We start from the raw sequence: 26,983 nt of genomic DNA, 5'->3' as shown, positions 1-26,983 counted from the left end.
GGCGGCGTCAGCCGCCGAGACGCTCGGCTGGAATGCTGAGCTGCATGACGAGCCCGTCGCGTGACCACTCGCGGGCCAGCGCGCCGCCCAGCTGTCGCACGGTCGAGCGGGCGAGCGAGCTGCCGAAGCCCTCCTCGGACGGAGGATGCGCGATGGCCGGGCCGTCACGCTCTTGCCAGAGAATGGTCACATGGTCGTCCTGCGACGCCCAGCGGATCGTGATCCGCCCCGTCGGGCTGGAGAGGGCGCCGTATTTCGTCGCGTTGGTGGCGAACTCGTGAATCAGCAGCGCGATGCCTGTCAGGGCCGAGCCGCCGATGGTCAGATCGTCTCCCTCGAGGACGACACGGTCGGGCGCGGCAGGATCGCGATAGGGCTCCAGAATCGACTCCACCAGTGCCCGCAGCGTTGTGACGCGCGCCCGGTCGTCGAAAACATGCAGCGTCAACTCGTGCGCGCGGGCGAGGGCGCTGAGCCGCTCCCTGATGGCATTCGTGACATCTTCCGCGCCGGCCGCGCGACCGCTGAGGCCCACGATGCCGATGGCGAGGGTGAAGAGGTTCTTGATCCGGTGGTTCATCTCGCGCAGCAGCAGGCGCTGCTGCTGCTCGGCCCGCCGCCGGTCGGTGATGTCGCGGGCGATCTTCGAGGCGCCGATGATCCGTCCGGCGCCGTCGTGGATCGGCGACACGGTGAGCGAGATGTCGACGAGGCTGCCGTCCTTGCGCCGGCGCATCGTCTCGTAGTGGTCAACCCGCTCGCCGCGCCGGATGCGCTCGAGAATGGTCGGCTCCTCGTCCGGCCGGTCCTCGGGAACAAGGATCGTGACCGGCTGGCCCAGGGCCTCGGCTGCCGGGTAACCGTAGAGGCGCTCGGCTCCCCCGTTCCAGCTGCTGATCCTGCCCTCAAGGTCCGTGCTGATGATGGCGTCGTCGCTCGACTCGACGATGAAGGCGAGCCGGCGTGCGGCTTCCTCCGCGTGCAGGCGCTCCGTGATGTCGACGAGGACGTTGGCGGAACCGACGAGGTTGCCCCTGTCGTCGAAGAGCGGGGCAGGGCAGGGCAGGAACGGCACCCTTGTGCAGTCCGGCCGCTCGCCGACCACATCCACGCCGCGGACCGGCCGCCTCTCCTGGAGCGCCAGCGCCATCGGGCTCATCGCGTAGGGCATCGGCCGTCCGTCTGGCCAGAAGAGCTTCCAAGAGGCGGCAAATTCGCTCGTGCCCGGCTCCGGACGGGTGCCCCAGAGCTCGGCGGCCGCCTCGTTGTAGTAGGTGAGCCGCCCCTCCGCGTCCGTCATGTAGATGGCAGCCGGGAGATGTCTCAGCAGCTCGTGCGAGCGCAGCGCCTCGCTGAAGGCGCTGGCCTGCCCCGCCCGATGATCCGTGATGTCGCGGAAGCAGCACACCGCTCCCGTGATCTCACCGGCCGCACCGTACAGTGCGTTGATGTTGACAAGTGTCAGGATGCGCGTCCCGTCTGGCTGCTCGATCATGATCTCGGCGTTGCGCACCGGGGCGCCCGTGCGCAACGTCTCGGCCACCGGGTTCTGGTCGGGGGACAGCTCGGAGCCGTCGGGCCGGCGCAGGCGATGGGCGCCGCAAAAGCGCTCGCTTGCGTCGCGAAGCCGCGGCCTGCGACCCCAGAGTTCCGCAGCAACCTGGTTGTAGCGGAGAAGACGGCCCTCCCGGTCGCAAACGTTAAAGGCGCCGGGAAACAGGTCGAGAAGGCGCTCGATGTCGACTGGACTGTCGGGCGGATCCGTTCCCGCATGGTTCCGCGGGCGTGAGGTGGTGTCGGTATTGCTCATCGGCGACCTATCCGATCGACACTGCGTGATGCCCGGCGGCCGATGATCTTACCCCGTCGAAGTGTCATGACCATCAATTGTTCGCGGTAACAGCGCCAAATGCAAGAACATTCGACGGGTGCTGTTCCTGCATCACTGATATCATTTGCTTTTCTCGGAGGGGTCGCGATTACGTGATGCCGTGGACGTCAACCTGTCCCACGCGGCCATGGCGCAATCGGCCACGGACAGCAGCTCCTCGCGCGTCGCGCCGTCGCGGGCCCTGATCGACATGCCGTGCTGCACGGTGGCGTAGAAGTTCGCGACGGCCGTGCAGTCGACATGGGCCGGCAGCTCGCCCTCCGCGACCGCCCGCCGCAGACGTTCCTCGAGGATGCGGACGTTGTCCGCCCTGCGTCTCCTGAGATCGTCGCGAATGGCGGGGCTGGCGCATTCTGCCTGTGGCGCGCCGAGCACGATCAGGCAGCCGAGCGGCTCCGGCCCCTTCGTATAGGCGAGGGCCGTCGCCCGCAGCAGGTGCTCCATCGCCGCCCGGGCGGTGGGCGCCGCGGGCACCCCCTCCCAGATGCCGCTGCCCTCCGTCTCGGCATAGAGGGCCACTGCCTCGCGGAAGAGCCCCTCCTTGCTGCCGAAGGCGGCATAGAGGCTCGGCGGGTTGATGCCCATGGCGGCGGTGAGATCCGCCATCGAGGCATTGTCGTAGCCCTTGCGCCAGAAGACCTCCATCGCCCGGCGAAGTGCCGTCGTGCGATCGAAGCTGCGGGGCCGTCCGCGCTGGGCCATCGGTCAGGCTCCCATTCTGTATCGATCGGTAGAATAAATTCCTTGACGCCCGAGGGCAATCACCTACCTTTTATGTATCGTTCGTTACATAAAAGGATCGGACATGACCTATCTTCAGGGCAAGGTCGCGCTTGTCACCGGTGGCAGCCGCGGCATCGGCGCGGCTGTCGCGCGTCGTCTGGCCGCCGAGGGAGCTGAGGTCGCGATCACCTACGCCCGTGCGCAGGACAGGGCAGAACAGGTCGTCGCGGAGATCGAGGCGTCCGGCGGAAGGGCGCGGGCGATCCGGGCCGACAATCGCGACGCCGGGGCAGTCAAGGCTGCCGTCGATAGTGTGGTCTCGGCGAGGGAGCGCATCGACATCCTCGTCAACAACGCCGGCATCTTCGAGACGGGGCTGATCGACGAGATAACCGCGGAGGACTTCGACCGGATGGTCGATGTCAACCTGCGCGCCGTCTTCATCGCGTCGAGCCGGGCAGCCAGGGCGATGGGGCAGGGCGGGCGCATCATTACCACGGGCAGCACGCTCGCCGTGCGGGTGCCGTGGCCCGGAATCGGCCTCTATGCGATGACCAAGGCGGCGCTTGTCGGCCTGACGAAGGCCATGGCGCGTGATCTCGGCCCGCGCGGCATCACGGCCAACATCGTCCATCCTGGCTCCACCGACACGGAGATGAACCCGGCCAGCGGCGAGCATGCCGACCAGCAGCTCGGCCTCATGGCCATCCCGCGCTTCGGCAGGCCTGAGGACGTCGCCGATCTCGTGGCGTGGCTCGCCGGGCCGACGGCAGCGTCCGTCACCGGCGCCGAATTCACCATCGACGGCGGCGCCAACGCCTGAGCCGTCAGGCCGGCGCCACGTCGCGGCCAGAGGTGGCGTTCGCCGCCTCGCGGGCGTGGGCCGGCAGCTCGTCGTCCTCGAACAGATCAGGATGCGCCGCAGCCAGCCGGGGCAGGGAGTTCAGGATCTCGCGCAGATGCAGGCGCATCGCATCGCCCGCCCTCCGGGCGTCGCGCTGGGCGATGGCGCGGACGATCTCCGCGTGCTGGTCGATCAGCCGCGACATGGGCGAGGCGGCCGGCAGGCTGAGATAGCGCACGCGGTCCATCTGCGCCTTCACGTCCTCGATGAAGGGCCAGGCGCTCGCACATTCCACCGCCTCGGCCAGGGTGCGGTGGAAGGCTTCATCGTAGCGCAGGAAGAGGCGCTGGTCGTCGTTCGCGGCGGCCTCCCGTTGCAGGGCGATGAGCTCGTTGAGCCTGTCGAGCGCCTCAGGCGGCGCCACGGAGCAGGCCGTGGTCGCCACCGCCACTTCCACCGCCTCGCGCACGAAGCGCGCGTTGGCGACGTCCCTCATCGAAATGCGCACCACGAAGGTGCCGCGTTGCGGCAGGATGCGCACCAGCCCTGCCTCGCTCAGCTTGATGAAGGCTTCCCGCACGGGCTGGCGGCTGACGCCGAAGCGGGCGCCAATCTCCTGCTCCGACAGACGCTGGCCCGGCAGATACTCGAGCGTCACGATCGCCTGCCTGAGCAGGCGATAGATCTGCGGGGCGATGGCGGCCGACGGATCGACTTCGTTTCTCACGCAGCAGTTCTCCCGGGCGTCTTGCAATTTCCCATAACCATACTACCATACCAGTTAAGCGAGCGGGATAGGCATAAGGCTCGTTCGCCGGGGAAACGTCTGGGAGATTGGTGATGTCCATCCATCGTGTTGTCCTGTCCGCCTGCGCGGGCATTGCGGCGCTTGCCGCCGCCACCACCATGTCGACCGCCGCCCTCGCGGCCAAGTATCAATTGAACATCAACACGGCGCTGACGACGGACGACCCCATCTACAAGGGGCTTGAGCGCCTGCGCGACCGCATGAAGGAGCGCAGCAACGGCGAGTTCGAGATTCGCATCTTCTCCGGCTCGCAGCTTGGCAGGGACGAGGACGTCCTGGAGCAGGCGCGCGCCGGCGCCAACGTCGCCGTCGTCGTCGACGGCGGCCGTCTCGCCGTCTTCGTGCCGGAATTCGGCGTTCTCGGCGGCCCGTTCCTCGCCAGCGGCTATGACGGTGTGCGCAAGGTCGTCACCTCGCCGCTGTTTGACACGTGGGCGCAGAAGCTGCGCAAGGCGTCCGGCCACGAGGTGCTGTCCTTCAACTGGTGGCAGGGCGAGCGGCATCTGCTCACCAACAAGCCGGTGTCGAAGCCGGAGGATCTCGCCGGCGTCCGCATGCGCACACCCGGCGCACCGGTGTGGATGGAAACCATCCGCGCCATGGGCGCGACGCCCACGCCCATGGGCTGGGCCGAGGTCTATCCGGCGCTGCAGCAGCAGGCCATCGACGCTGTCGAGGCGCAGACGCCGGCCGCCTACGGCTCCCGTCTTTATGAGGTCACGAAGTACCTGACCAAGACGGGCCACATCAATCTCATCACCGGCCTCGTCACCAGCGCCAGCTGGTTCGACAGCCTGCCTCCCGAGATGCAGACCGCGTTGAAGGAAGAAGCCCTGGCCGCGGGTGACTTCGCCTCCCGCGCGACCGAGGCGGCCATCGCCACCTACGAGAAGGACATGGCCGACAAAGGCATGACGATCGCCGAGATCGACGTCACCCCCTTCCGCGAGGCCACGGCCGAGGTCTACGGCAAGCTGGGCTACGCCGAGCTGAAGAAGACCATCGACGAAATGCTCAAGTAACGGCAGTCGATCGTGCGGCCACCGCCTTCCGGCGGTGGCCTTTTTCGTCCCGGAGATACTCCATGCGCTTGTTGCTCGCGCTGGAGGACGGCCTCGCCAAGCTTCTGCTCGGAGGGATCGTCGTCCTCGTCTTTGCGGCCGCCCTGGGCCGCACATTCGGCCATCCCCTGATCTGGTCGGTGGATCTTGCCCAGCTCCTGTTCATCTGGCTGGTCATGCTCGGTGCCAACAAGGCGCTGCGCATCAAGGCGCATGTCGGTGTCGACTATTTCGTGCGCAAGCTGCCGGTAGGCCTGCGCCGCTGGCTCGAGATCGCGCTCGGGCTCCTCACCCTGGCCTTTCTCCTGACGATGGCCTGGCAGGGCGCGCGCCTGACGATGCTCAACCTCGAGCGCGTCTACGGCGACAGCGGCATCTCCTACGGCTGGGTCACGGGAGCCGTCCCGGCAGGGTGCCTGCTGCTCGCCATCACGCTCGCCGCCCATATCGTGCGCAGCCTCGCCCAGGGGGCGCGCGGTGAAACACTCGTCTTCGCCCGGCCCGACGAGGAGATGGCCGGCGCGAGCCACGCCGCGGAGTGACGGCGATGCTGCTTCTTGCTGCGATCTTCTTCATCCTGATGTTCGCCGGGCTCCCGATCGCCTTCGCCATCGGCATCGCCGGCTTCAGCTTCTTCCTCGCGGCGGGCACCATCCCGGTGTCCATCGGCGTGCAGCAGGTGGCTACAGCCTCGCAGAGCTTTCCCCTGCTCGCCGTGCCGTTCTTCGTGCTCGCCGGCCACATGATGAACCGCACGGGCATCACGCCGCGGCTCATCGCCTGCTCGAACGTGCTCGTCTCGTGGATGGCGGGCGGCCTCGCCCAGGTCTGCATCGTCTTGTCGACTCTCATGGGCGGCGTCTCCGGTTCTGCCGTCGCCGACGCGGCCATGGAGGCCCGCATTCTGGGGCCGGACATGGTCCGCCGCGGCTATTCGCGCGGCTTCACCGGCGCCGTCATCGCCGTCGGCTCCCTCATCACCGCCACCATCCCGCCGAGCCTCGGCCTCATCCTCTACGGCTTCGTCGGCAACGTCTCCATCGGCAAGCTGTTCCTCGCCGGCGTCATCCCCGGCCTCGTCATGATGGCTGCGATGATGCTCACCGCCTGGCTCGTAGCCCGCAAGCGGGGCTACCAGTCGGAGGGCACGGCATTGCCGTCGGCGCGCGACGTCTGGCGCGCGGTGTGTGATGCCAAGTGGGCGCTGCTCTTTCCCGTGATCCTGCTCGTCACCATCCGCGGCGGCATCTTCACCGCCTCGGAGGTCGGCGCCTTCGCGGTGATCTATGCCGTGCTCGTGGGCGTGCTGCTGCACCGGGAGCTGACATGGACAGGCCTCGTCGAGGCGCTCGGGGAGGCGGTGCTCGATGTCGGCGTCATCATGCTCATCATCGTGATGTCCGGCATGGTGGGCTATGCCATCATCTTCGAGCAGGCGCCGCAGACGATCGCCGCGGCGATGCTTGGGCTGACGCAGGAGCCGCTGCTCGTCGTCCTGCTCATCCTCTTCTTCCTGTTCATCGCCGGGCTTTTCGTCGAGTCGACCGTACTCGTCCTGATGCTGACGCCGATCTTCGTGCCGCTCGTCACGCGGCTCGGGGTCGACCCCGTCCACTTCGGCATCCTGATGATGTCGGTCGTCACGCTCGGCGGCATGACCCCGCCGGTGGGCGTCGCCATGTACACGGTGTGCGGCATCCTGCGCTGCCCGGTTGAGGAGTACTTCTGGGAATCGCTGCCCTTCCTCGCCGCCATCATGCTCGTCGTCTTCGCCCTGGCCCTGATGCCCGGCGTCGTCCTGTTCCTCCCCAACCTTCTCGGCTGAGGCATCTCAGATGGAAGAGACGTTTCGATGGTTCGGCCCGGCTGACGCGGTGCGCCTGCACGAGATCAGGCAGGCCGGTGCGCGCGGCATCGTCACGGCGCTGCACGACATTCCCTACGGCGAGGTGTGGCCCGTCGAGGCCATCATGGAGCGCAAGCGCCTGATCGAGGCCGACGCCAGCCTCGGCCTGCGCTGGAGCGTCGTCGAGAGCCTGCCGGTGCACGAGAACATCAAGCTCGGGGAGGGGGACCTTCGCCCGCTCTTCGACAACTACCGCACCTCACTGCGCAACCTCGCCGCCTGCGGCATCTTCACCGTCTGCTACAACTTCATGCCGCTGCTGGACTGGATGCGGACGGACCTTGCCTATCCGCAGCCCGGCGGCGCGCTGGCGCTGCGGTTCGACGCCCACCTGCATGCGGCCTTCGACTGCTTCATGCTGGAGCGTCCGGGGGCGGTCGCCGAGTTCCCGCCCGAGGTGCTTACCCGCGCCAAGGAATGGTTCGACGCCTCCACCGAGGCCGACCGCCAGCGTCTGCTCGACACGATCATGGCCGGCCTGCCGGGCGCCTACACGCGCTACGACGTGCCGGGCCTCAAGGCCGTTCTCGCGCGCTACGACGGCTTCAGCGCGGCGGACCTGCGCGCCAACCTCAAGCGCTTCCTTGAGGAGGTCGTGCCGACGGCGGAGGAGGTCGGGGTGCGACTGTGCATGCATCCCGACGATCCGCCGCGCCCGCTCTTCGGCCTGCCGCGCATCGTCTCCAACGCCGAGGACCTCGCCTTCATCGTTGAGTCCGTACCGTCGCCGGCGAACGGCATCACGCTGTGCACGGGCTCGCTCGGCGCCGGGGCGGGCAACGACCTGCCGGCGATCACGCGCCGTTTCGCCCCGCACATCCATTTCGCGCATCTGCGCAACGTCAAGCGCGACCCCGACGGCAGCTTCATGGAGAGCGAGCATCTCGATGGCGACGTCGACATGGTGGCGGTCATCGCCGCATTGCACGCTGAGGAGCAGCGCCGCCTGCGCGAGGGACGCGCGGACTGGCAGATCCCGATACGGCCCGATCACGGCCAGGTGCTGCTCGATGACGGCAATCGCAAGGCCCATCCGGGCTATCCGCTCGTCGGCCGGCTGCGTGGGCTTGCCGAGCTCCGGGGGGTGATGAAGGCAGTGGCCGCGCTCGCCTGAAGGGGAAGCCCTGCGGCGAATCTCGGCAACGCGCCGGGCCTTGCCCCGGCGCGTTGCCGTTTCAGGCCGCCTCGCGCTCGCGCTGCTTGACGTCGCTCAGGATCTGGCCCGCTACCTGCCGGATGACGGCTGCGAGCGCCTCGAAGTCGCGGCGGCGGGAGGAGCTGCGCCGCCAGCCGAGGCCGATCGTGCGATAGGGCTGCGGATCGGCAAAGCGCACCAGCCGGATGCGCGAATCCTGCCCGACTTCGACGGGCACGGCGATCTCCGGCACCAGCGTCAGGCCGAAGCCGTTGGCGACGAGCTGGACGATTGTCGCCAGGCTGGAGGCGCCGAACTGTTGTCGCTGGGGAGCGCCCGACATGCCGCAGAAGGCCAGCGCCTGCTCGCGCAGGCAGTGGCCTTCCTCAAGAAGCAGGAGACGTTTCGGGTCCAGCGCTTCCGGCTGCAGGCGCTGATGCGCCGGCACATCCTCCGACGCCGGCATCGCAAGCAGGAAAGCGTCGTCGAACAGTGGCACGGACTCGACGTCCGGGTGGTCAATGGGCAGCGACATCAGAACGGCGTCCACCCGGCCCGACACGAGCTCGTCAAGGAGAGAGGCCGACAGCGTCTCGCGCACGTTGAGCGACAGGGCGGGATAAGCCTCGGTAATCTCCGGCAGGATGCGCGGCAGGATATAGGGCGCGACAGAGGGGATGATGCCGAGCTGCAGCGGCCCGGACAGGATCTCCTGCCGGCTGCGGGCATATTCCACGAGATCGCGGGCGGCCACGAGGATCTCCCGCGCGCGACGCGCGATTTCCTGGCCCATTTCCGTCAGCTGCACATCGCCCCTGCGACGTTCGATGAGCACCGTGCCGAGCAGGGCCTCGAACTCCTGCATCTGCATGGAGAGGGCAGGCTGGGTGACGGAGCACTCCTCCGCCGCCCGGCGGAAGTGACGATGACGAGACAAAGCCTCGAAATATCGGAGATGGCGCAGAGTGATCATGGAAATCAGTCTTTCTTATTAAATCGGTAAGGTAAAACAATTGGACCTGATGGGGAACTGGTCGCAATGTCGCGCCTGGAACAATGACTAGGAGAGGTGCGATGTCGCGACCGACCATGACGACGGCCAACGGCGCGCCGGTGGCAGACAACCAGAACAGCCTGAGTGCCGGCCCGCGCGGCCCGCTGCTGCTGCAGGACTTCCTCCTGCTCGAGAAGCTGGCCCACCAGAACCGCGAGCGCATTCCCGAGCGCACGGTGCACGCCAAGGGCTCGGGCGCCTATGGCACGCTGACCATCACCAACGACATCACCCGCTATTCGCGCGCGAAGCTCTTCTCCGAAGTCGGCAAGAAGACCGAGGCCTTCATCCGCTTCTCGACGGTTGCCGGCGAGCGTGGCGCCGCCGACGCCGAGCGTGACGTGCGCGGCTTTGCCCTGCGCCTCTACACCGAGGAGGGCAACTGGGACATCGTCGGCAACAACACGCCGGTCTTCTTCGTGCGCGATCCGCTGAAGTTCCCAGACTTCATCCATACGCAGAAGCGGCACCCGGTCACCAACCTGCGCTCGAACACGGCCATGTGGGACTTCTGGTCCCTGTCGCCGGAGAGCCTGCACCAGGTGACGATCCTGATGTCTGACCGCGGCCTGCCGCGGAACTACCGGCAGATGCACGGCTTTGGCTCGCACACGTACTCGTTCATCAACGCCGAGGGCGAGCGTTTCTGGGTCAAGTTCCACTTCAAGTCGATGCAGGGCATCGCGAACTGGACCAATGCCGAGGCCGAGCAGGTGATCGGCAAGGACCGGGAATCGCACCAGCGCGACCTCTACGAGGCGATTGAGCAGGGCAACTACCCGCGCTGGCGCTTCTGCGTGCAGATCATGCCGGAGCTCGACGCCGAGAAGACGCCCTACAACCCCTTCGACCTCACGAAGGTTTGGCCGCACAAGGACTATCCGCTCATCGAGGTTGGCATCCTGGAGCTCAACCGCAACCCGCAGAACTACTTCGCGGAGGTTGAGCAGGCGGGCCTGACGCCGGCCAACATCGTGCCCGGCGTCGGCTTCTCGCCCGACAAGATGCTGCAGGCGCGCCTCTTCTCCTACGCCGATGCACACCGCTACCGGCTCGGCATCAACTACCACCAGATCCCGGTGAACCAGCCGCGCTGCCCGGTCCACACCTACCACGCGGACGGCGCGATGCGCCTGGCGGGCCCGGCCAATCCCGACGCCTACTACGAGCCGAACAGCTTCGGCGGCCCGGCCCAGAACCCGCAATATGCCGAGCCGCCGCTGAAGATCTCGGGCGACGCGGCGCGCTACGACCACCGCGAAGGCAATGACGACTACACGCAGCCGGGCAACCTCTTCCGCCTGATGACACCGGACGCGCGGGAGCGGCTGATGGACAACATCGCCGCTGCGATGGAAGGCGTGCCGGAGGAAATCGTGCGGCGCCAGATCGTGCACTTCCACCGGGCCGATCCGGCCTATGGCGCGGGCGTGGCGCGGCGCATGGGCATCGACGTCGCCTCGCTTGCGACGGCGGCGGAATAGTCCGCAACAGCCGTTGGCTATCCCCCTGCCGCGGGCGCGCCCGCGGCAGGGCAGTTTGGCGGCCGCCGTTCGCCATCCCGCAGTTTTCATGACGACCTCCTCCATAGCGCCCGCAGGCAATCTGCGCGGCGTGCCGACGCGTTTCACACACGCTCGACCCGTTTGTCGTGGACGCAGGCAGGTCTGAAAAAACGATCGCGATATGCAATTATCAGTTTGCTATAAAATCAATATACAACCATAGGTGATTAGAACCAGAAACGGTCCCGGCTTGCAAGAGGGCATTGTGCCGATGCCGAGCAGCGGCCGCCCGCGGCTTGCACGAGGCTGGTGCCGGCCGCCCGCGAGGGCCGCGGCCGGGGTGAGCGCTCTTGCATCGCTGCGCGGCATGAAGCACTGTTCAGCCCTCGTTGCTGTCGAGACGCTTTGCATGGCGCTTCTGATCATCGGCCTCGCGGTGTTCTTTGCCGCGCATGTCTTCACGATGTTTCGCGGACCGCGTGCCGCGGCCGTCGCGCGGCTGGGAGAGGCCGGCTACAAGGCGCTCTATTCGGTTGTTTCTCTCGTCGGTCTCGTGCTGATCGTCTGGGGCTTCGGCCGCTACCGCGCTGAAGGCTACGTCCCGCTGTGGGATCCGCCGCTATGGGGGCGGCACCTGGCGCTGGCGCTGATGTGGCCCGTCTTCGTGCTGCTCGTTGCGGCCTATCTGCCCGGTGCGATCAAGCGCAAGATCCGGCACCCGATGTTCGCGGCGGTCAAGATCTGGGCCTTCGCCCACCTTCTGGCCAACGGCGATCTCGGCTCGCTGCTTCTCTTCGGCTCGTTTCTCACCTGGGCGGTCGTGGGGCGCATCGCCGCCAGACGTCGTCCCGGCGCAGATGAAACCGTCCCGGCCGGTTCCCTTCGCAATGATGTGGTGGCGCTCCTTGCCGGTACGATCATCTATGTTGCTTTTTTGTTCTGGCTGCATCCGTTATTGATCGGGATACCGGTTCTGCCGGCCTGAACGGGGGAAAGGAAATAGAGTATGTCGGTTGTTGGTGGCGTACGCCGGCTGACGGCGCCGGACATTCGCGCGCGCAAGGGTGGGGCTCCCATCGTTGGGCTCACCGCCTATCACGCCCCTGCGGCGCGCCTTGCCGACGAGCATTGTGACTTTCTCCTGGTGGGCGATTCCCTCGGCATGGTCCTCTACGGCTATGACACGACTGTGCCCGTGACGCTCGACATGATGATCGCGCACGGCGCTGCCGTGGTGCGCGCCTCGCGCCATGCCCTCGTCGTCGTCGATCTGCCCTTCGGCTCCTACGAGGAGGGACCGCAGGCCGCCTTCCGCGCCGCCTCGCGCATCATGAAGGAGACCGGCTGCGGCGCGGTGAAGCTCGAGGGCGGATGCCACATGGCGGCCACCGTCGGCTATCTCGTGGAGCGCGGCATCCCCGTCATGGGGCACGTCGGCCTCACGCCGCAGTCGATCAACACCTTCGGCTCCTTCCGTCCGCGCGGGCGGGACGACATCGAGAGCGAGGCGATCGCGGCCGATGCCGAGGCCGTCGTGTCCGCCGGTGCCTTCGCGGTCGTGGTGGAAGCAGTGCCGGTGCGCGTCGCCGCTGCCCTGACGCGCGCCATGCCCGTGCCGACCATCGGCATCGGCGCCTCCGTCGTCTGCGACGGGCAGATCCTCGTCATGGAGGACATGCTGGGCCTCATGCCGCGCGTGCCCAAGTTCGTCCGGCGTTATGCGGAGATCGGCTCCGTCGCCGCGGACGCTATCGCCCGCTACGCGCACGACGTGCGCAACCGGACCTTCCCCGGCGTCGAGAATACCTACGCCGACCCGGGCTTCGAGGAGCCCGAGGCCAGCGCACCCGGCCGCGAGCGCAGCGCCGCGGCAGAGTAGTTCCGCCGTCGGCAGATCATCTGTCTCCCGCCGGTGCACCCGGTCTGCCGGTGTGACGGCGTCCTTGCATGGGCGCTCGCCTTTACGCGGTGACTGTGCTACGCGACCGGCTGGATGAAATTTGCCCGCGCGCTGCGCGGGCCAGCGGTCAACGGGCTCGATGGCTGATATCTTTCACGAGATCGAAGAGGAGCTGCGGCGCGACAAGGCGCTCGCCTTCTGGAAGAAGCACGGCACCAAGGTTGCCGTTCTTGCGGTCGCGTTCGTTGCGGCCGTCGGCGGCTGGCGGTTCTATCAGCACCAGCAGCTCAGCCGGGCGGAGGCGAGTGGCGCCCGCTACGAGCAGGCGCTCGAGCTTCTCGGCTCCGACCGGGCCGATGAGGGCACCGCCCTGCTGCGGGAGCTGGAGCGCGACGGTTCGGGGGGCTACCGTCTCGTGTCGCGTCTGCGCCTTGCGGCGGAAACGGCCAAGGCCGATCCCGCGCGCGGCGTCGAGGCCTACGAAGCGATCGCGGCCGACACGAGTGTGCCCGCGGGCCTGCGCGATCTCGCGCGCCTGCGTGCCGTCATCGCCGGTTTCGACCAGCTGGACGCCGCCGCCGTGACGGCGAAGCTTGAGCCGCTCGCCAGCCCCACCTCCACGTGGCGCAACACCGCGCGCGAGCTCCTTGGCCTCGCCGCCCTCAAGGCGGGTGACTACGAAGCTGCCGGCCGCTGGTTCGACCAGATCGCTGCCGACCGCGAGGCGCCGCCGGCCCTGCGCCAGCGCGTGAACATCTATCTCGAGCTCGTGCGCAGCGGCCCCGTCGGCAAGGCCGGCTGACCCTGCGAAGTAGGAAGCCATGGCTGGCACTGTCGCCATCATCGGCCGGCCCAACGTCGGCAAGTCGACGTTGTTCAATCGCCTCGTCGGCAAGAAGCTCGCTCTGGTCGACGACCGGCCGGGCGTGACCCGAGACCGGCGCGAGGGCGAGGCGCGGCTGGGTGAGCTCACCTTCAACGTTGTCGACACGGCGGGCCTGGAAGAGGCGGACGAGGCCTCCCTCGCCGGGCGCATGCGCGCGCAGACAGAGGTGGCAATCGCCGAAGCGGACGTCATCCTGTTCGTCATCGACGCGCGGGTGGGGCTGACGCCGAGCGATCACGCCTTTGCCGATCTCGTGCGCCGCTCCGGCAAGCCGGTCATCCTGCTCGCCAACAAGGCCGAAGGCGGCAAGGGCATGGAAGGCACCTACGAGGCCTTCGGCCTCGGCCTCGGCGACCCCGTGCCGATCTCGGCCGAACACGGCGAAGGTCTGGGCGAGTTGCACGACGCGCTCGCGGCCCTGCTGCCGTCAGAGCCGGACGACGAGGAGGGGAAGGAGCAGGAGGATGCCGACCGGCCCGTCCGTGTCGCCATCGTCGGCCGCCCCAATGCCGGCAAGTCCACGCTCGTCAACCGCATGCTGGGCGAGGAGCGGCTGCTGACCGGCCCGGAGGCCGGCATCACGCGCGACACCATCTCACTCGACTGGGACTGGCGCGGCCGCCGCGTGAAGCTGTTCGACACGGCCGGCATGCGCAAGCGCGCGCGGGTCGAGGACAAGCTTGAGAAGCTTTCCGTGGCCGACGGCCTGCGCGCCGTGCGCTTTGCCGACGTGGTCGTCGTCCTGCTCGATGCCACCATCCCCTTCGAGAAACAGGACCTCACCATCGTCGACCTGGTTGAGCGCGAGGGCAGGGCGCTCGTCATCGGGCTCAACAAGTGGGATCTCGTGGCCGACAGGCCCGGCCTGCTCAAGGAGCTGAAGGAGGAGGCCTCGCGCCTGCTCGCCCAGGTCAAGGGCGTGCCGGTCGTTCCGCTGTCCGGCCTCGCCGGCCAGGGCATCGACGATCTGATGAAGGCCGTCTTCGAGGCTTATGAGGTATGGAACCGCCGCGTGCCGACCGCCCAGCTCAACCGCTGGCTCGGGGACATGCTGGAGATCCATCCGCCGCCGGCAGTCGCGGGCCGTCGCATCAAGATCCGCTACATGACGCAGGTGAAGGCGAGGCCGCCGCACTTCGCCATCTTCGGCAACCAGCTGCAGGAGCTGCCGCGGTCCTACACCCGCTACCTGGTCAACGGCCTGCGGGAGACTTTCGACCTGCCGGGCGTGCCGATCCGTCTCTCCCTGCGCACGGGCAAGAACCCGTTCGACAAGGGTGGCCGGTCCTAGGCATCGGCCGCGGCCTGAAGCCGGCGTGCCTTACGCTGGCATTTGCGGCCGCAGCAGCCTGTCCTCGCGGAAATCGTAGATGAGCCCGCTCTCCCGCCACTCGGGCATGACGAGCTTGACGAGATGCGGCGCGAAGTCTTCCGGCGTACGCAGGGTCTGCGGGTCTTCGCCCGGCATGGCCGCGCGGCGCATGGCCGTGCGCAGCGGCCCCGGGTTGGCAAGCATCACCTTTACCGGCGTGCTGGCGGTCTCGGCCGCGTAGGTCCGCGCCAGCATCTCGAGCGCCGCCTTCGAGACGGCATAGACGCCCCAGTAGGCCGTTCCCTTGTGGGCCGCGCCGGACGAGATGAAGACAGCCCGGCCTGCATCGGAGGCGCGCAGCAGCGGATCGAGCGAGCGGATGAGGCGCCAGTTGGCCGTCACGTTCACGGCCATGACGTCGTCCCACACCTTCGGCTCGATGTGGCCGAGCGGCGAGAGCGCGCCAAGCTGCCCGGCATTGGCGACGAGGATGTCGAGCTTGCCCCAGCGCTCGTAGATCGCGGCGCCCAGCCGGTCGAGCGCGTCGTAGTCCTTGAGATCGACCGGCACGAGCGTTGCCGAGCTGCCGAGAGCCCGGATCTCGTCGTCGAGCTCCTCCAGCGCGCCCGTGGTGCGGGCGAGGGCGATCACGTGGGCGCCGGCTTTGGCGAGTTCGAGCGCGACGGCACGGCCAATACCGCGCGATGCGCCGGTGACGAGGGCGATGCGGTCAGCAAGGGGGCGGGACATGGAAGATCCTGCAGTTGAGCGCGAGTCTGGTTGCCCGTCCCTAGCACCATTTGCGCCGGCGGGCGAGGCCAGGGTGCCCTGTGTGGAATTTTTGCAACACTGTTGCCATATTGATTCGCCCGGCTGTGATTTGCCCAGTTTTGCCGCAATGCAAAAGCATCTGGCCGGTGTAGATGGCGCGGCGGAATAGATGAATTTGCGGGGGCGACCATGCCGATGACGGCGGGCATCGAAGAAGGCTGGCGGCGCTGTGTGCGCGGGGCCTGTCTCGTGCTCGTCATCGCCCTCGTGACAGCCCTGGTTGTCGGGCGGACGGCCCATGCGCAGAGCACGGCCGAGCGCATTGCCAGCGCCCTCGCGGCGTCGGGCGCGAACGAGCTTGCTCTCCTGCCGCTCGACGCACCGTCGGCCGACGAAGATCGGGCAGTACCCGCCTCGGAGACCAAGTCGCCCTGCCAGCCGGGCATCCTGCCAGGCGGTATGGCCGCAGCGCCGGTCCGCACCTTCTCCGGCATTGCCGCATGCGAGCAGGGCCGCATGCCGCCGACACGCGAGGTGCCGCCGCCGCTCGGTCCGCCTCGCCAACCCGTGACCTGACTTTTCCCTTCATTCACGACGCCCCGGAGGCGCGCACGGGCAGGAGCGACCTGCCGGTGCGAGCCGGCCCGGCGGCCGAGGCGGGCGCCGAAGCCCGCCCGGGCCCGCTGCCGGCGGCGTCCATCCCCGCCCGAGGTTCAACACATGTCCATGGATCGTCGCAGTTTTCTCTCCCTCGGCCTCGGCGCCGCCGCCTGCTCACTCGCCGGCATGCCTGCCGCGGCGATGACCGGCGTCGGCGCCTCCGCGCAGCAGACGGCGGACGCGCTCGCCGGCACGCGGGACGACTTCGTCATCGACCCCATCTACATGCGCCAGATCGTGCCCTACGAGGGGCCCGGGCGTCCCGGCACCATCGTCGTGCGCACCAAGACGCGCTTCGTCTACCTCGTGCTGCCGGACGGCCAGGCGCTGCGCTACGGATGCGGCATCGGCCGCGACGGCTTCGCCTGGTCTGGCGAGGCGACGGTGGCGCGCAAGGCGGTGTGGCCGGCGTGGTATCCGCCGCCGGAGATGCGCAAGCGCCAGCCGGAGCTGCCGGCGATGATGGCGGGCGGCCTCAAGAATCCGCTCGGCGCCCGCGCCCTCTATCTCTACAAGAACGGTGTCGACACGCTCTATCGCATCCACGGCACGTCCGAGGCCTGGACCATCGGCCAGGCGGTTTCCTCCGGCTGCGTGCGGCTGATGAACGACGACATCATCGACCTCTACCAGCGCGTACCGACGGGAACGCGGGTCATCGTGATCTGACCCCGCGCTGCCTCCGGCCAAAGGAAAAACCCGCCTTCTCGCGAAGGCGGGTTTCTCTTTGGGAGAGGGCCTTGTCAGCCCGCCTCGGCCAGCATGGAGAGCTGGCGCGGCGCCTCGCCCGTCACATCGGTGAGCGGCGTCGGGTAGTCGCCGGTGAAGCAGTGGTCGGTGAACTGGGGGCGCACCGGGTCACGGCCCTCGTAGCCGACCGCCCTGTAGATGCCGTCCACCGACAGGAAGGCGAGGGAGTCGGCGCCGATGTAGGCCCGCATCTCCTCGAGCGTGTGGGTGGCGGCCAGCAGCTTGTCGCGCTCGGGCGTGTCGATGCCGTAGTAGTCGGGATGGGTGATCGGCGGGCTGGCGATGCGGAAATGCACCTCCGTCGCGCCGGCATCGCGCATCATCTGTACGATCTTCACAGACGTCGTGCCGCGCACGATGGAATCGTCGACAAGCACGATGCGCCGGCCCGCGACCACGCCGCGGTTGGCCGAGTGCTTCATGCGCACGCCGATCTCGCGCACGGACTGGGTCGGCTGGATGAAGGTGCGCCCGACATAGTGGTTGCGGATGATGCCGAGCTCGTAGGGCAGGTTGCAGGCCTGGGCGTAGCCGATGGCGGCCGGCACGCCGGAATCCGGCACCGGCACCACGACGTCGGCATCGGCCGGCGCCTCGCGCGCCAGCTGCTCGCCCATGCGCTTGCGGACCTCGTAGACGTTGCGCCCGTGCACGATGGAATCGGGGCGGGCGAAATAGATGTACTCGAAGATGCAGGGGCGCATCGGCTGCGGAGGGAAGGGCTTGATCGACTCGAGCCCCTCCTCGGAGATGACGACGATCTCGCCGTTCTCCACGTCGCGCACGAACTTGGCGCCGATGATGTCGAGCGCGCAGGTCTCCGAGGCGAGAATGTAGCAGCTGTCGAGCTGGCCCAGCACCAGCGGGCGGATGCCGAGCGGGTCGCGCGCGCCGATGAGCTTCTTGTTGGTGAGGCCGACGAAGGAATAGGCCCCTTCGAGCCGCCTGAGCGCGTCGATGAAGCGGTCGATGAACCGGGTGCGACGGCTGCGTGCCACGAGGTGCAGGATGACCTCGGTATCGCTGGTGGACTGGCAGATGGAGCCCTCCTGCACCAGCTGGCGGCGCAGGGTGAGCGCGTTGGTGAGGTTGCCGTTGTGCGCCACGGCGAAACCGCCGCCGTGCAGCTCGGCGAAGAGCGGCTGCACGTTACGCAGCGCCGTCTCGCCCGTCGTGGCGTAGCGCACGTGGCCGATGGCAGAGGCACCCGGCAGGCGGGCGATCACCGAGGCGTCGGAAAAGTTGTCGCCGACGAGGCCGAGATACTTCTCGGCATGGAACTTCGCCCCGTCATAGGAGACGATGCCGACCGCCTCCTGCCCGCGGTGCTGCAGCGCGTGCAGACCAAGCGCGGTTACGGCCGCGGCGTCAGGATGCCCAAAAATGCCAAACACCCCGCACTCCTCGTGCAGGGTATCCCCGTCGAAGTCGCTGTCCATCATCTCGTCCACCGCACGCACGGCAGCCCGTCGGCCATGAGGTCATGGGGACGGGCGGTCAAAGCCTCATGTCGTGTCTAACCACCATCGTTGCAATTCGCACGCGCGTTCATGCCGCATGCGCGAAAAGCGCGGGTCGCCTCAGTTGTTTCCCCCCGCCAGGGCTCGGATGCCCTGCTTGTCGCTCTGCTCGTAGCTGCCCGGTGTCTGCTGGGTGCGCTGCTCCGGCACGGCCTCGGCCGGCGGCTCCCCGGTCTCGCCCTCCGGCTTCACCCGCTTGAGGCGCTGCAGGATGGCGGTTTCCGGGTCGTCCGGCAGAAGGGCCATCAGGCTGTCGCCCGTGGATTGCAGGATGCCGCGCGTCTTGGCCTCACGCGCCCATTCCGGCTGCATGTCGGGCGTAACCAGCCAGTTGAAGAAAAGGAAGGCAACGGCGCAGATCAGGAAGCCGCGGGCGGCACCAAAGAGGAAGCCCAGCGAACGGTCGAGCGCGCCGATGCGCGAATCGAGCACGAGATCTGACAGCTGCACCGTAATGAAGGACACGATGATCAGCGTGACCAGGAAGATCGCCGCGATGGCCACGACGAGAGCGATGGTCGGGTTGGAGATGTGCTCCTTCACATAGGGCAGCAGCGCCGGGTGCAGCATCAGCGCGGCAACGGCGGCGGCGCACCACGATGCGATGGCGAGGATCTCGCGTGTGAAGCCGCGGACGGTCGCAAGCAGCGCCGAAATAACGACGATGCCGAGGACGATGAGATCAAGAAGCGGAACTGGCATGAGCGCGTGCCGTTGAGCCCTGTCTTCGTTATGCCTTCGGCCTCGGATGCCGCCGGCCACGTTGCTGCCTCAACGCGCTGTATAGCCCGCCGTTGCGTTTTCGTCACCTGTCATAAGCAATCCGGGATGCGCCTTGCCGGGGCCCGGCCGCCACCATGGCGACGAGATCGGCAATATGGGCCATGCCCGTGAGCGCAAGCGTCGCATCGCCCGTCTCGCGCAGGGCGGCAGGCGTCACGGCGCGGCGAAAGCCGAGCTTGGCCGCCTCCTTGAGGCGCTGGGCGCTCTGGGCAACCGGCCTGATCGCGCCGGAAAGACCAATCTCCCCGAAGAACACCACCTCGGGCGGCAGCGGCCGACCGGCGAGGGAGGAGACGAGCGCGGCCGCCGCGGCAAGGTCTGCCGCCGGCTCGGTGATTTTCAGTCCGCCGGCGACGTTGAGGTAGACGTCGTGCATGCCGAGCTTGAGGCCGCCGTGCGCCTCGAGCACTGCCAGCACCATCGCGAGCCGGTTCTGCTCCCAGCCCACCACGGCGCGCCGTGGCGTGCCGAGGGCGGTGGGGGCGACGAGCGCCTGGAACTCGACGAGGAGAGGGCGCGTGCCCTCCATGCCGGCAAAGACGGCAGCTCCGGGCGCCTCGTGGTCACGTCCGGCAAGGAAGAGGGCGGAGGGGTTCGGCACCTCGGCGAGGCCGTTGCCCGTCATTTCGAAGACGCCGATCTCATCCGTGGGGCCGAAGCGGTTCTTGACCGCGCGCAGGATGCGGAAATGGTGGCCGCTGTCGCCCTCGAAGGAGACGACCGCATCCACCATGTGCTCGACGACGCGCGGGCCGGCGATCTGCCCGTCCTTGGTGACGTGGCCGACGAGGATGACGCACGTGCCCGTCGTCTTGGCGAAGCGGATGAGCGTCTGCGCGCTGCCGCGCACCTGCGTCACTGTCCCGGGCGCGGCATCGACGAGGCCGCTCCACATGGTCTGGATCGAATCGATGACCACGAGGCGCGGCGCCGGCCCCTGGGACAGGGTGGCGACGATGTCCTCAACATTGGTCTGCGAGGCGAGCTCCACCGGCGCGTCGGTGAGGCCGAGCCGCTCCGCCCTGAGGCGCACCTGACCGATGGCCTCCTCGCCGGAGATGTAGGCGATGCGGTGGCCGGCCCGGGCCAGGGCGGCGCAGGCCTGGATGAGCAGGGTCGACTTGCCGATGCCCGGATCGCCGCCGATGAGGATGACCGAACCCTCGACGAAGCCGCCGCCGGTCACGCGGTCGAGTTCGCCGATGCCGCTCACCGCGCGCGGCGCCTGCGCCTCGCTGCCCGTGAGGCCCTCGAGCGGGAAGATGCGCCCCTTCAGCCGGCCGCCCGGCCGCGCGCCCGGCACAGGCATGGGCGGGGCGCTCGTCGTCTCCTCGGCCAGGCTGTTCCAGGCGCCGCAGGCGTCGCACTTGCCCTGCCAGCGCGTGTAGGACGCGCCGCAGCTCTGGCAGATGAAGGCGGGCGCACGCCGTGCCATGGGCTAGACCGTTGCCGGCAGGTAGCGGCGATGATAGCGCCTGCCGAGGCTCGTCAGGATCTCGTAGCCTATGGTGCCGGCGCGCTTGCCGACCTCGTCAATGGTCAGGCCATTGCCGATGAGGGTGACCTTGTCACCACGCTGGATGGCCCCTTCCGGCACGGCGCTGACATCGAGGGTGATGAGGTCCATCGAGATGCGGCCGGCGAAGGGGCAGCGCACGCCGGCCACGACAGCCTCGCCGCCGGCCTTGAGGTTGGTGCCGCTTGCCGTGCGCAGGTAGCCGTCGGCATAGCCCACCGAGAGCGTCGCGATGCGCCGCCGCCCCTGTGCTGTCCAGTGGCCGTTGTAGCCCACGGTCTCGCCGTCCGGCGTCCAGCGCAGCTGGATGACGCGCGCCTCGAGCTGGACGACGGGACGCATGGGGTTGGCCCGCTCGGGTGTCGGGTTGCCGCCATAGAGCGCGTAGCCTGGCCGCACGAGATCGAAATGCGGCGCCTGGGGCAGGAAAATGCCGGAGGAATTGGCGAGCGAGGCCGGCACGCCGGCAAAGCGCTCGCGCACATGCGAGAAGGCAGCGATCTGCCGGGCATTGATGGGGTCGTCCGGCTCCTCGGCGGAGACGAGATGGCTCATCACGAGGCTTGGCGTGAAGGCACCGAGCAGCTCAGTGTTTTCGGCGAGCTGGACCGCCGCTTCCACCCGCAGGCCGAGGCGGTTCATGCCGGTGTCGACATGGAGGGCCGCCGGCAGGCGGCCTGCGCCGGCGCGGCAGAAGGCCGCCCACTCCTCGATCTCTTCCAGCGAGCCGAGCACCGGCCGCAGGTCGTGCGCCCGGTAGGCGGCAGCGGTGCCGGGCAGAAGGCCGTTCAGCACGTAGATCACGGCATCGGGCGCGGCCGCGCGCACGCGCCGTCCCTCGACGGGGTGGGCGACGAAGAAGGTGCGGCAGCCGGCGCCATAGAGCGCAGACACAGCCTGCTCGATGCCAATGCCATAGGCGTCGGCCTTGACGACCGCCGCCGTCTCGGCGGAGCCGACCCTTGCGGCCAGGGCGCGCCAGTTGGCGACCAGGGCGGCCAGGTCGATGGTGAGAAGCCCGCCCGCCTCATCCTCGCCGACGGCGGGGCAGGGCCCGTGCGCTGCGCTGGTCACAATGTCCGGAGCCTCATGTCATGGATATTCCGCCTCGCGGGCGCCTAATACTGCTCTGGCAGGTGATCTTCCTGCGCGAGATTGTCGAAGCGCGTGACATCCGCCTGGAAGGACAGCTGCACGGTGCCGGTCGGGCCGTGGCGCTGCTTGCCGATGATGACCTCGGCCTTGCCGTGGGCCTTGTCCATCTCGGCCTGCCATTTGAAATGTTCCTCGGTACCGGGCTTCGGCTCCTTGTTCTTGAGGTAGTACTCCTCGCGATAGACGAACAGGACGACGTCAGCATCCTGCTCGATCGAGCCCGATTCGCGCAGGTCCGACAACTGCGGCCGCTTGTCGTCCCGGGCCTCGACCTGACGCGAGAGCTGCGAGAGCGCGATAATCGGCACGTGCAGCTCCTTGGCCAGCGCCTTCAGACCCGTTGTGATCTCGGTCAGCTCCTGCACGCGGTTGTCGCCCCGCTTGGACGAGCCCGAGAGCAGCTGCAGGTAGTCGACCACAAGCAGGTCGAGCCCGCGCTGGCGCTTGAGGCGCCGCGCCCGCGCCGCAAGCTGGGCAATGGAGAGACCGCCCGTCTGGTCGATGTAGAAGGGGATGGTCTGCATCTCCCGGGCGACGTCGCTGATGCGGTAGAATTCCTCTTCCCGGATGTCGCCGCGGCGGATCTTGTAGGAGGGGATGCCCGACTGCTCGGCAATGATGCGGTTGGCGAGCTGCTCGGCCGACATTTCGAGCGAGAAGAAGCCGACGATGCCGCCATCGACGGTCTTCATCGAGCCGTCCGGCTGCTTCTCCCCGCGATAGGCCTTGGCGATGTTGAAGGCGATGTTGGTGGCGAGCGACGTCTTGCCCATAGCCGGGCGGCCGGCGAGGATGACGAGGTCCGACGGCTGCAGGCCGCCCATCATGCGGTCGAGGTCGTGCAGGCCCGTGGCGAGGCCGGAGAGCTTGCCCTCGCGCTTGTAGGCCGCGGCGGCAACGTCGATGGCCGCGGTGAGCGCGTCGGCGAAACGCTGGAACCCGCCGTCATAGCGGCCCGTCTCGGCCAGGCTGTAGAGCTTGCGCTCCGCGTCCTCGATCTGGTCGCGGGGCGAGACGTCGACCGGCGCGTCATAGGCAGCGTTCACCATCTCCTCGCCAATGGCGATGAGCTCGCGGCGGATGGCGAGGTCGTGGATGGTGCGCCCGTAGTCCTCGGCGTTGATGATGGTCGTCGCTTCCGCGGCGAGCCGCGCGAGATACTGCGAGACTGTGAGGCCGCCCAGGTCGTGGTCGCCAAGAAAGGTCTTGAGCGTGATCGGCGTTGCGATCTTGCCCGCCTTGATGAGGCTCGACGCCACCTCGTAGATGCGGCGGTGGATCTCCTCGTAGAAGTGTTGCGGCTCGAGGAAGTCGGAGACGCGGAAGTACGCCTCGTTGTTCACGAGAATCGCACCGAGCAGCGCCTGCTCGGCGTCGATGTTGTGCGGGGCATGGCGGTAGCGTGGCTCTTCCGGGCCGTCGAGCCGCGCTGCGAGTGAATTCGGTGCCATCGGTCTTCGGTCGTCGAGTCGCTGGACGAGCAGACTAACACGTCCGCGCGCCCGCCGAAGCTGCGCCCGGGCCCGGCAGGAAAAACGCCGTGCACAGGCCAGAAAAGCGGGGATGGCGTTAACGAAGCGTTAACCTTCTGTTGACCGTGTCGCCGAGGTGACTCTCCGGCAGGGCGCGGAGGCGCCACGGCGCCCCGCGCCGGCCTATTCGCCCGCGAGCCGCAGGGGGCTGCGCTGGCCCTCGCGCCGCCGCAGCGCTGCCTCGCGCTCGGCGATGTAGTTGCGCGTCAGCGGCACCGTGTCGACCTTCTTGGCGAGCTGGATCTGGAACACCATCATGCCGTCGTGGCGGAAGGACATTTCCGAGCCGGCGAGATAGAAATCCCACATGCGGGCGAAACGCTCGTCGTAGAGAGCAACAGCCTCCTCGCGGCGGGCGTGGAAACGCTGGCGCCAGGCCTTCAGCGTCTCGGCATAGTGCAGGCGCAGGATCTCGATGTCCGTCACGATGAGGCCGGCGCGCTCGATGGCCGGCAGCACCTCCGACAGGGCCGGGATGTAGCCGCCGGGGAAGATGTATTTGGCGATCCAGGAGTTGGTCGCCCCCGGCTCCTCCATGCGGCCGATGGAGTGCAGCAGCATCACACCGTCGTCGTCGAGCAGGCGCGCCACGGTGTCGAAGAAGGTCTGGTAATAGGGCACGCCCACGTGCTCGAACATGCCCACCGAGACGATGCGGTCGAACCGTCCCTCGACGGCGCGGTAGTCCTGCAGGCGGAACTGCACCTTGTCGGCGAGGTTGCGCTCCTTGGCGCGGGCGTTGGCCACGCCGAGCTGCTCCTGCGACAGGGTGATGCCGAGCACCTCCGCTTCCGCATAGGCGCCGAGATAGAGGCCGAGGCCGCCCCAGCCGCAACCGATGTCGAGCACCTTGTGCCCCGGCTCGACAAGGAGCTTGGCCGTGATGTGCCGCTTCTTGGCAAGCTGTGCATCGTCGAGGCACTGGTCCGGCGTCTCGAAATAGGCACAGGAATATTGTCTGTCGGCGTCGAGAAAGAGGCTGTAGAGCCGCCCGTCGAGATCGTAGTGGTGCGCCACGTTGCGCCGCGCCTGCGGCATGCGGTTCCACTGCATCACGGCGCGCAGCCACTTGCGCCAGCGGCGGACGAGGCGCACCGGCAGGGGCGGGGTGGAGAGCCGCAGGTTGATCATGCCGAGGGCGATGAGGTCGGCGATGTCACCCTTCTGCATCGAAAGGCGGCCGTCCATGTAGAGCTCGCCGAGGGCAAGGTCGGGGTTGAGGAGCAGGGCGAGGACGGCGCGCCTGTCGGCGATGCGGACAGAGAGGGGAGGACCGCTGCCGTCCCCGACGACGAAAGGCGGCTCGTCCGCCACCTGGACCTCGAGCGAGCCCTGCCGGATGAGGCGGCGAAGCATCGGTCGCAGCAACCTGTCCATACCTGCACCTCCCCCGGCCTTGCGGCCGTTGCAAACTGTGCTGGAACGACGGGAAAAAAGGTTAGGAACGGTTGCCCAGAAAAGCAATGGGCGCCGGCGGCGGCGCCCATGAACAGCAAACATGACTGAAGGTGGAAAGCCGGCGGCCTGCCGCCGGCCCGTTTCCGCCTTGCGGACGATCAGGCTTCCTCGTCGCCGGCGGCGTCGGCCAGGGCCGCGCCCACCTCGAGGCCGAGGTCGTCGAGGTTCGTCTCCTCGCGCGTGAACACGGCCTCGCCGCGCTGCTGGCGCTCGGCCTCCTCGGCGCTGCGGGCGACGTTGATGGTGATCGTCACTTCAACCTCGGGGTGCAGCGTCACCGGCACGGTGTGCAGGCCGAGCGTCTTGATCGGCGTGTTGAGCACGATCTGCTGGCGGGTGACGGTGAAGCCGCCCTCGGTCAGCGCCTCGGCGATGTCGCGCGTGGCGACCGAGCCATAGAGCACGCCCGTCTCGCCGGCCTGGCGCAGGATGACGAAGGTCTCGCCGTTGAGCTTCTCGGCCACCTTCTCGGCCTCGCTGCGCAGCTCGAGGTTGCGGGCCTCGAGCTGGGCGCGCTGCTGCTCGAAGTGCGCCTTGTTGGCGGCAGTAGCGCGCAGCGCCTTGCCGCGCGGCAGGAGGAAATTGCGGGCATAGCCGTCGCGCACGCGCACGACGTCGCCCATCTGGCCCAGCTTCGGCACGCGCTCGAGCAGGATGACTTCCATGGTGGTTCTCCTTCGGTTTCAGCTTCAGGTGCGGTTGTCGGAGGACGCGACGGGCGGGACGCCCGGCGTGATCTGTTGTTCGGGCGGGCCGAAGAAGGCAGCCGCGACGCCGACGACGGCGAGCACCGGCAGCGCCCAGATGAGAAAGATGACGACGACGAGATAGACGAGGCCGAGGATCAGCGGCCGCCCGGCCTTGCCCGCCGTCCAGCGGTGGATGGCAGCGAGGCCCTGCAGCGCGAAGGCAGCCGCAAGCGCACCGGTGAGCGCCTGGGCGAGCACGCCGGCAAAGCCGGTGAGCACGAAAGAGCCGGCGAGCGCGACAAGCAGCAGGAAGGGGGCCGGGCGCGGCAGCATCATCTGCGGCAGTGCAGGCCACGGCCGCGGCAGGCGGCCCGAGAGGCTCACGGCCCTGGCCGCGCCCCACAGGTTGATGACGAGCATCGGCACGAAGGAGGCCGCGGCGGCAAGCGGCATCACGGCGACGATGGTGTCCACCAGCGCGGCGGAGGAGAGGCCGGCCGGCAGCTCGCCGTCGGCCGCGGCGCCAAGCTCGGCCTTCAGCACGGAATTGATGGCCCGGCGCATGGTCTCTTCGTAGCTGTCGTAGGACCAGCCGAGAGAGACTGCGCCGGCGAAAGTGACGAGCCCGGCCACCGCTGCCACCCACAGGAGGAGGCGGCCGACGGGATACCACTCGATACGCCCATCGTCCGTCGGGCGGCCGAGCAGGGCGAGGTAGGCGAGCCACCAGGCGGGCAGGGCGACGCCGAGCGCGAAGGCGGGCGCCGCAGCCCAGCGCAGCGCGACGCCCACGGCGAGCGCGCCTGCGGCGGTGGCCACGAGGCCGGCCCGGTGGTTCCAGCCGAGGGCAGCAATGATGACGGGAAGCGGCGCGACATAGGACAGCATCACCGCCAGCGGCGATCCGGTGATCACCACGGTGAAGAGGAGGGCCGATACCAGACCGGCGCCTGCGCCTGTGACGAGGGTGCTCATCATCGTCCTGCTGTCCCGCTGCCTTTCGCAGGGTTAGGGGCGGATCCCTTGTCCGTCCCAACAAAACTCTCCACGCTGCGAGACGGGAGAGCGACGGGGTCGTGTTCGTTCGATCATGTCCGGGCGGGCGCGGCGTCCGCCCGGCGCTG

At 68.2% G+C, this 26,983-nt stretch carries 25 protein-coding genes; 12 read left to right on the top strand and 13 right to left on the bottom strand.

What is annotated here, in order from left to right; genetic code table 11:
• Positions 1–7: 7 nt before the first annotated feature.
• Positions 8–1,810: a PAS domain S-box protein gene (locus HNQ73_RS16465; protein WP_183336270.1), complete on the bottom strand. Its 1,803-nt coding sequence runs from the start codon at positions 1,808–1,810 to the stop codon at positions 8–10.
• A 141-nt stretch (positions 1,811–1,951) separates the two neighbouring features.
• Positions 1,952–2,593: a TetR/AcrR family transcriptional regulator gene (locus tag HNQ73_RS16460; RefSeq protein ID WP_183336269.1), complete on the bottom strand. Its 642-nt coding sequence runs from the start codon at positions 2,591–2,593 to the stop codon at positions 1,952–1,954.
• Positions 2,594–2,696: 103 nt separating this feature from the next.
• On the opposite strand from HNQ73_RS16460, the gene HNQ73_RS16455 reads away from it, so the two are divergent.
• Entirely contained in the window at positions 2,697–3,437 is a 741-nt protein-coding gene (locus HNQ73_RS16455; protein WP_183336267.1) for an SDR family NAD(P)-dependent oxidoreductase, read from the top strand.
• Positions 3,438–3,441: 4 nt separating this feature from the next.
• Here HNQ73_RS16455 and HNQ73_RS16450 read toward each other — a convergent pair whose 3' ends face one another.
• Positions 3,442–4,185, bottom strand: coding sequence for a GntR family transcriptional regulator (locus HNQ73_RS16450; RefSeq protein WP_183336265.1), 744 nt, complete (start codon positions 4,183–4,185; stop codon positions 3,442–3,444).
• Positions 4,186–4,298: 113 nt separating this feature from the next.
• On the opposite strand from HNQ73_RS16450, the gene HNQ73_RS16445 reads away from it, so the two are divergent.
• From HNQ73_RS16445 to uxuA, 4 genes are all read left to right on the top strand, one after another.
• Complete coding sequence (locus HNQ73_RS16445; RefSeq protein ID WP_183336263.1) at positions 4,299–5,288, top strand: C4-dicarboxylate TRAP transporter substrate-binding protein; 990 nt, start codon at positions 4,299–4,301, stop codon at positions 5,286–5,288.
• 62 nt (positions 5,289–5,350) lie between these two features.
• The gene (locus HNQ73_RS16440) at positions 5,351–5,869 is read left to right on the top strand and encodes a TRAP transporter small permease (protein WP_183336261.1); all 519 of its coding nucleotides are present in this window, start codon (positions 5,351–5,353) and stop codon (positions 5,867–5,869) included.
• Positions 5,870–5,874: 5 nt separating this feature from the next.
• Positions 5,875–7,152 carry a TRAP transporter large permease gene (locus HNQ73_RS16435; RefSeq protein ID WP_183336259.1) on the top strand — a complete coding sequence of 426 codons (1,278 nt, stop codon included), beginning with the start codon at positions 5,875–5,877 and terminating at the stop codon, positions 7,150–7,152.
• A gap of 10 nt (positions 7,153–7,162) precedes the next feature.
• On the top strand, positions 7,163–8,347 hold the full coding sequence (uxuA, locus tag HNQ73_RS16430; RefSeq protein ID WP_183336257.1) for a mannonate dehydratase: 1,185 nt from the start codon (positions 7,163–7,165) through the stop codon (positions 8,345–8,347).
• Positions 8,348–8,408: 61 nt separating this feature from the next.
• Here uxuA and HNQ73_RS16425 read toward each other — a convergent pair whose 3' ends face one another.
• Positions 8,409–9,305: a hydrogen peroxide-inducible genes activator gene (locus HNQ73_RS16425; protein ID WP_373284927.1), complete on the bottom strand. Its 897-nt coding sequence runs from the start codon at positions 9,303–9,305 to the stop codon at positions 8,409–8,411.
• A 137-nt stretch (positions 9,306–9,442) separates the two neighbouring features.
• Between HNQ73_RS16425 and HNQ73_RS16420 the strand changes: the two genes are divergently transcribed.
• The 5 genes from HNQ73_RS16420 (at position 9,443) to der (ending at position 15,004) form a co-directional block, all read left to right on the top strand.
• Complete coding sequence (locus tag HNQ73_RS16420; protein WP_183336253.1) at positions 9,443–10,906, top strand: catalase; 1,464 nt, start codon at positions 9,443–9,445, stop codon at positions 10,904–10,906.
• A 430-nt stretch (positions 10,907–11,336) separates the two neighbouring features.
• On the top strand, positions 11,337–11,912 hold the full coding sequence (locus tag HNQ73_RS16415; RefSeq protein ID WP_183336251.1) for an NnrU family protein: 576 nt from the start codon (positions 11,337–11,339) through the stop codon (positions 11,910–11,912).
• A 21-nt stretch (positions 11,913–11,933) separates the two neighbouring features.
• Positions 11,934–12,806, top strand: a complete 873-nt coding sequence (panB, locus tag HNQ73_RS16410; RefSeq protein WP_183336249.1) for a 3-methyl-2-oxobutanoate hydroxymethyltransferase — start codon at positions 11,934–11,936, stop codon at positions 12,804–12,806.
• A gap of 160 nt (positions 12,807–12,966) precedes the next feature.
• The gene (locus tag HNQ73_RS16405; RefSeq protein WP_183336247.1) at positions 12,967–13,629 is read left to right on the top strand and encodes a tetratricopeptide repeat protein; all 663 of its coding nucleotides are present in this window, start codon (positions 12,967–12,969) and stop codon (positions 13,627–13,629) included.
• Positions 13,630–13,648: 19 nt separating this feature from the next.
• Positions 13,649–15,004 carry a ribosome biogenesis GTPase Der gene (gene der / locus HNQ73_RS16400; RefSeq protein WP_183336245.1) on the top strand — a complete coding sequence of 452 codons (1,356 nt, stop codon included), beginning with the start codon at positions 13,649–13,651 and terminating at the stop codon, positions 15,002–15,004.
• Positions 15,005–15,034: 30 nt separating this feature from the next.
• On the opposite strand, the gene HNQ73_RS16395 is transcribed toward der, so the two are convergent.
• Positions 15,035–15,775, bottom strand: coding sequence for an SDR family NAD(P)-dependent oxidoreductase (locus HNQ73_RS16395; protein WP_183336243.1), 741 nt, complete (start codon positions 15,773–15,775; stop codon positions 15,035–15,037).
• A gap of 210 nt (positions 15,776–15,985) precedes the next feature.
• Between HNQ73_RS16395 and HNQ73_RS16390 the strand changes: the two genes are divergently transcribed.
• Together HNQ73_RS16390 and HNQ73_RS16385 are read left to right on the top strand one after the other, a co-directional pair.
• Positions 15,986–16,372 (top strand): hypothetical protein, encoded by a 387-nt coding sequence (locus tag HNQ73_RS16390; RefSeq protein ID WP_183336241.1) that lies wholly within the window; start codon positions 15,986–15,988, stop codon positions 16,370–16,372.
• A gap of 144 nt (positions 16,373–16,516) precedes the next feature.
• Complete coding sequence (locus tag HNQ73_RS16385; RefSeq protein ID WP_183336240.1) at positions 16,517–17,125, top strand: L,D-transpeptidase; 609 nt, start codon at positions 16,517–16,519, stop codon at positions 17,123–17,125.
• Positions 17,126–17,199: 74 nt separating this feature from the next.
• On the opposite strand, the gene purF is transcribed toward HNQ73_RS16385, so the two are convergent.
• The 8 genes from purF to HNQ73_RS16345 all read right to left on the bottom strand — a co-directional run bounded on the left by purF (position 17,200) and on the right by HNQ73_RS16345 (position 26,837).
• The gene (gene purF, locus HNQ73_RS16380) at positions 17,200–18,648 is read right to left on the bottom strand and encodes an amidophosphoribosyltransferase (protein ID WP_183336238.1); all 1,449 of its coding nucleotides are present in this window, start codon (positions 18,646–18,648) and stop codon (positions 17,200–17,202) included.
• A gap of 138 nt (positions 18,649–18,786) precedes the next feature.
• Positions 18,787–19,428, bottom strand: a complete 642-nt coding sequence (locus tag HNQ73_RS16375) for a CvpA family protein (protein ID WP_183336235.1) — start codon at positions 19,426–19,428, stop codon at positions 18,787–18,789.
• Positions 19,429–19,531: 103 nt separating this feature from the next.
• Entirely contained in the window at positions 19,532–20,944 is a 1,413-nt protein-coding gene (radA, locus tag HNQ73_RS16370) for a DNA repair protein RadA (protein ID WP_183336233.1), read from the bottom strand.
• 3 nt (positions 20,945–20,947) lie between these two features.
• Complete coding sequence (gene alr / locus HNQ73_RS16365) at positions 20,948–22,099, bottom strand: alanine racemase (RefSeq protein WP_183336231.1); 1,152 nt, start codon at positions 22,097–22,099, stop codon at positions 20,948–20,950.
• A gap of 44 nt (positions 22,100–22,143) precedes the next feature.
• Positions 22,144–23,631 carry a replicative DNA helicase gene (locus tag HNQ73_RS16360; protein WP_183336229.1) on the bottom strand — a complete coding sequence of 496 codons (1,488 nt, stop codon included), beginning with the start codon at positions 23,629–23,631 and terminating at the stop codon, positions 22,144–22,146.
• Between the two features lie 204 nt (positions 23,632–23,835).
• Positions 23,836–25,089 (bottom strand): SAM-dependent methyltransferase, encoded by a 1,254-nt coding sequence (locus HNQ73_RS16355; protein WP_183336227.1) that lies wholly within the window; start codon positions 25,087–25,089, stop codon positions 23,836–23,838.
• Between the two features lie 179 nt (positions 25,090–25,268).
• Positions 25,269–25,835 carry a 50S ribosomal protein L9 gene (rplI, locus tag HNQ73_RS16350; protein ID WP_183336225.1) on the bottom strand — a complete coding sequence of 189 codons (567 nt, stop codon included), beginning with the start codon at positions 25,833–25,835 and terminating at the stop codon, positions 25,269–25,271.
• 24 nt (positions 25,836–25,859) lie between these two features.
• Positions 25,860–26,837, bottom strand: a complete 978-nt coding sequence (locus HNQ73_RS16345; RefSeq protein ID WP_183336224.1) for a DUF2232 domain-containing protein — start codon at positions 26,835–26,837, stop codon at positions 25,860–25,862.
• Between the last annotated feature and the right edge of the window lie 146 nt (positions 26,838–26,983).

Source organism: Chelatococcus composti (genome assembly GCF_014201415.1).
Taxonomy (GTDB): domain Bacteria; phylum Pseudomonadota; class Alphaproteobacteria; order Rhizobiales; family Beijerinckiaceae; genus Chelatococcus_A; species Chelatococcus_A composti.
Note: the sequence above shows the minus strand (reverse complement) of the source record. Positions and strands in the feature narration are given on the sequence as shown.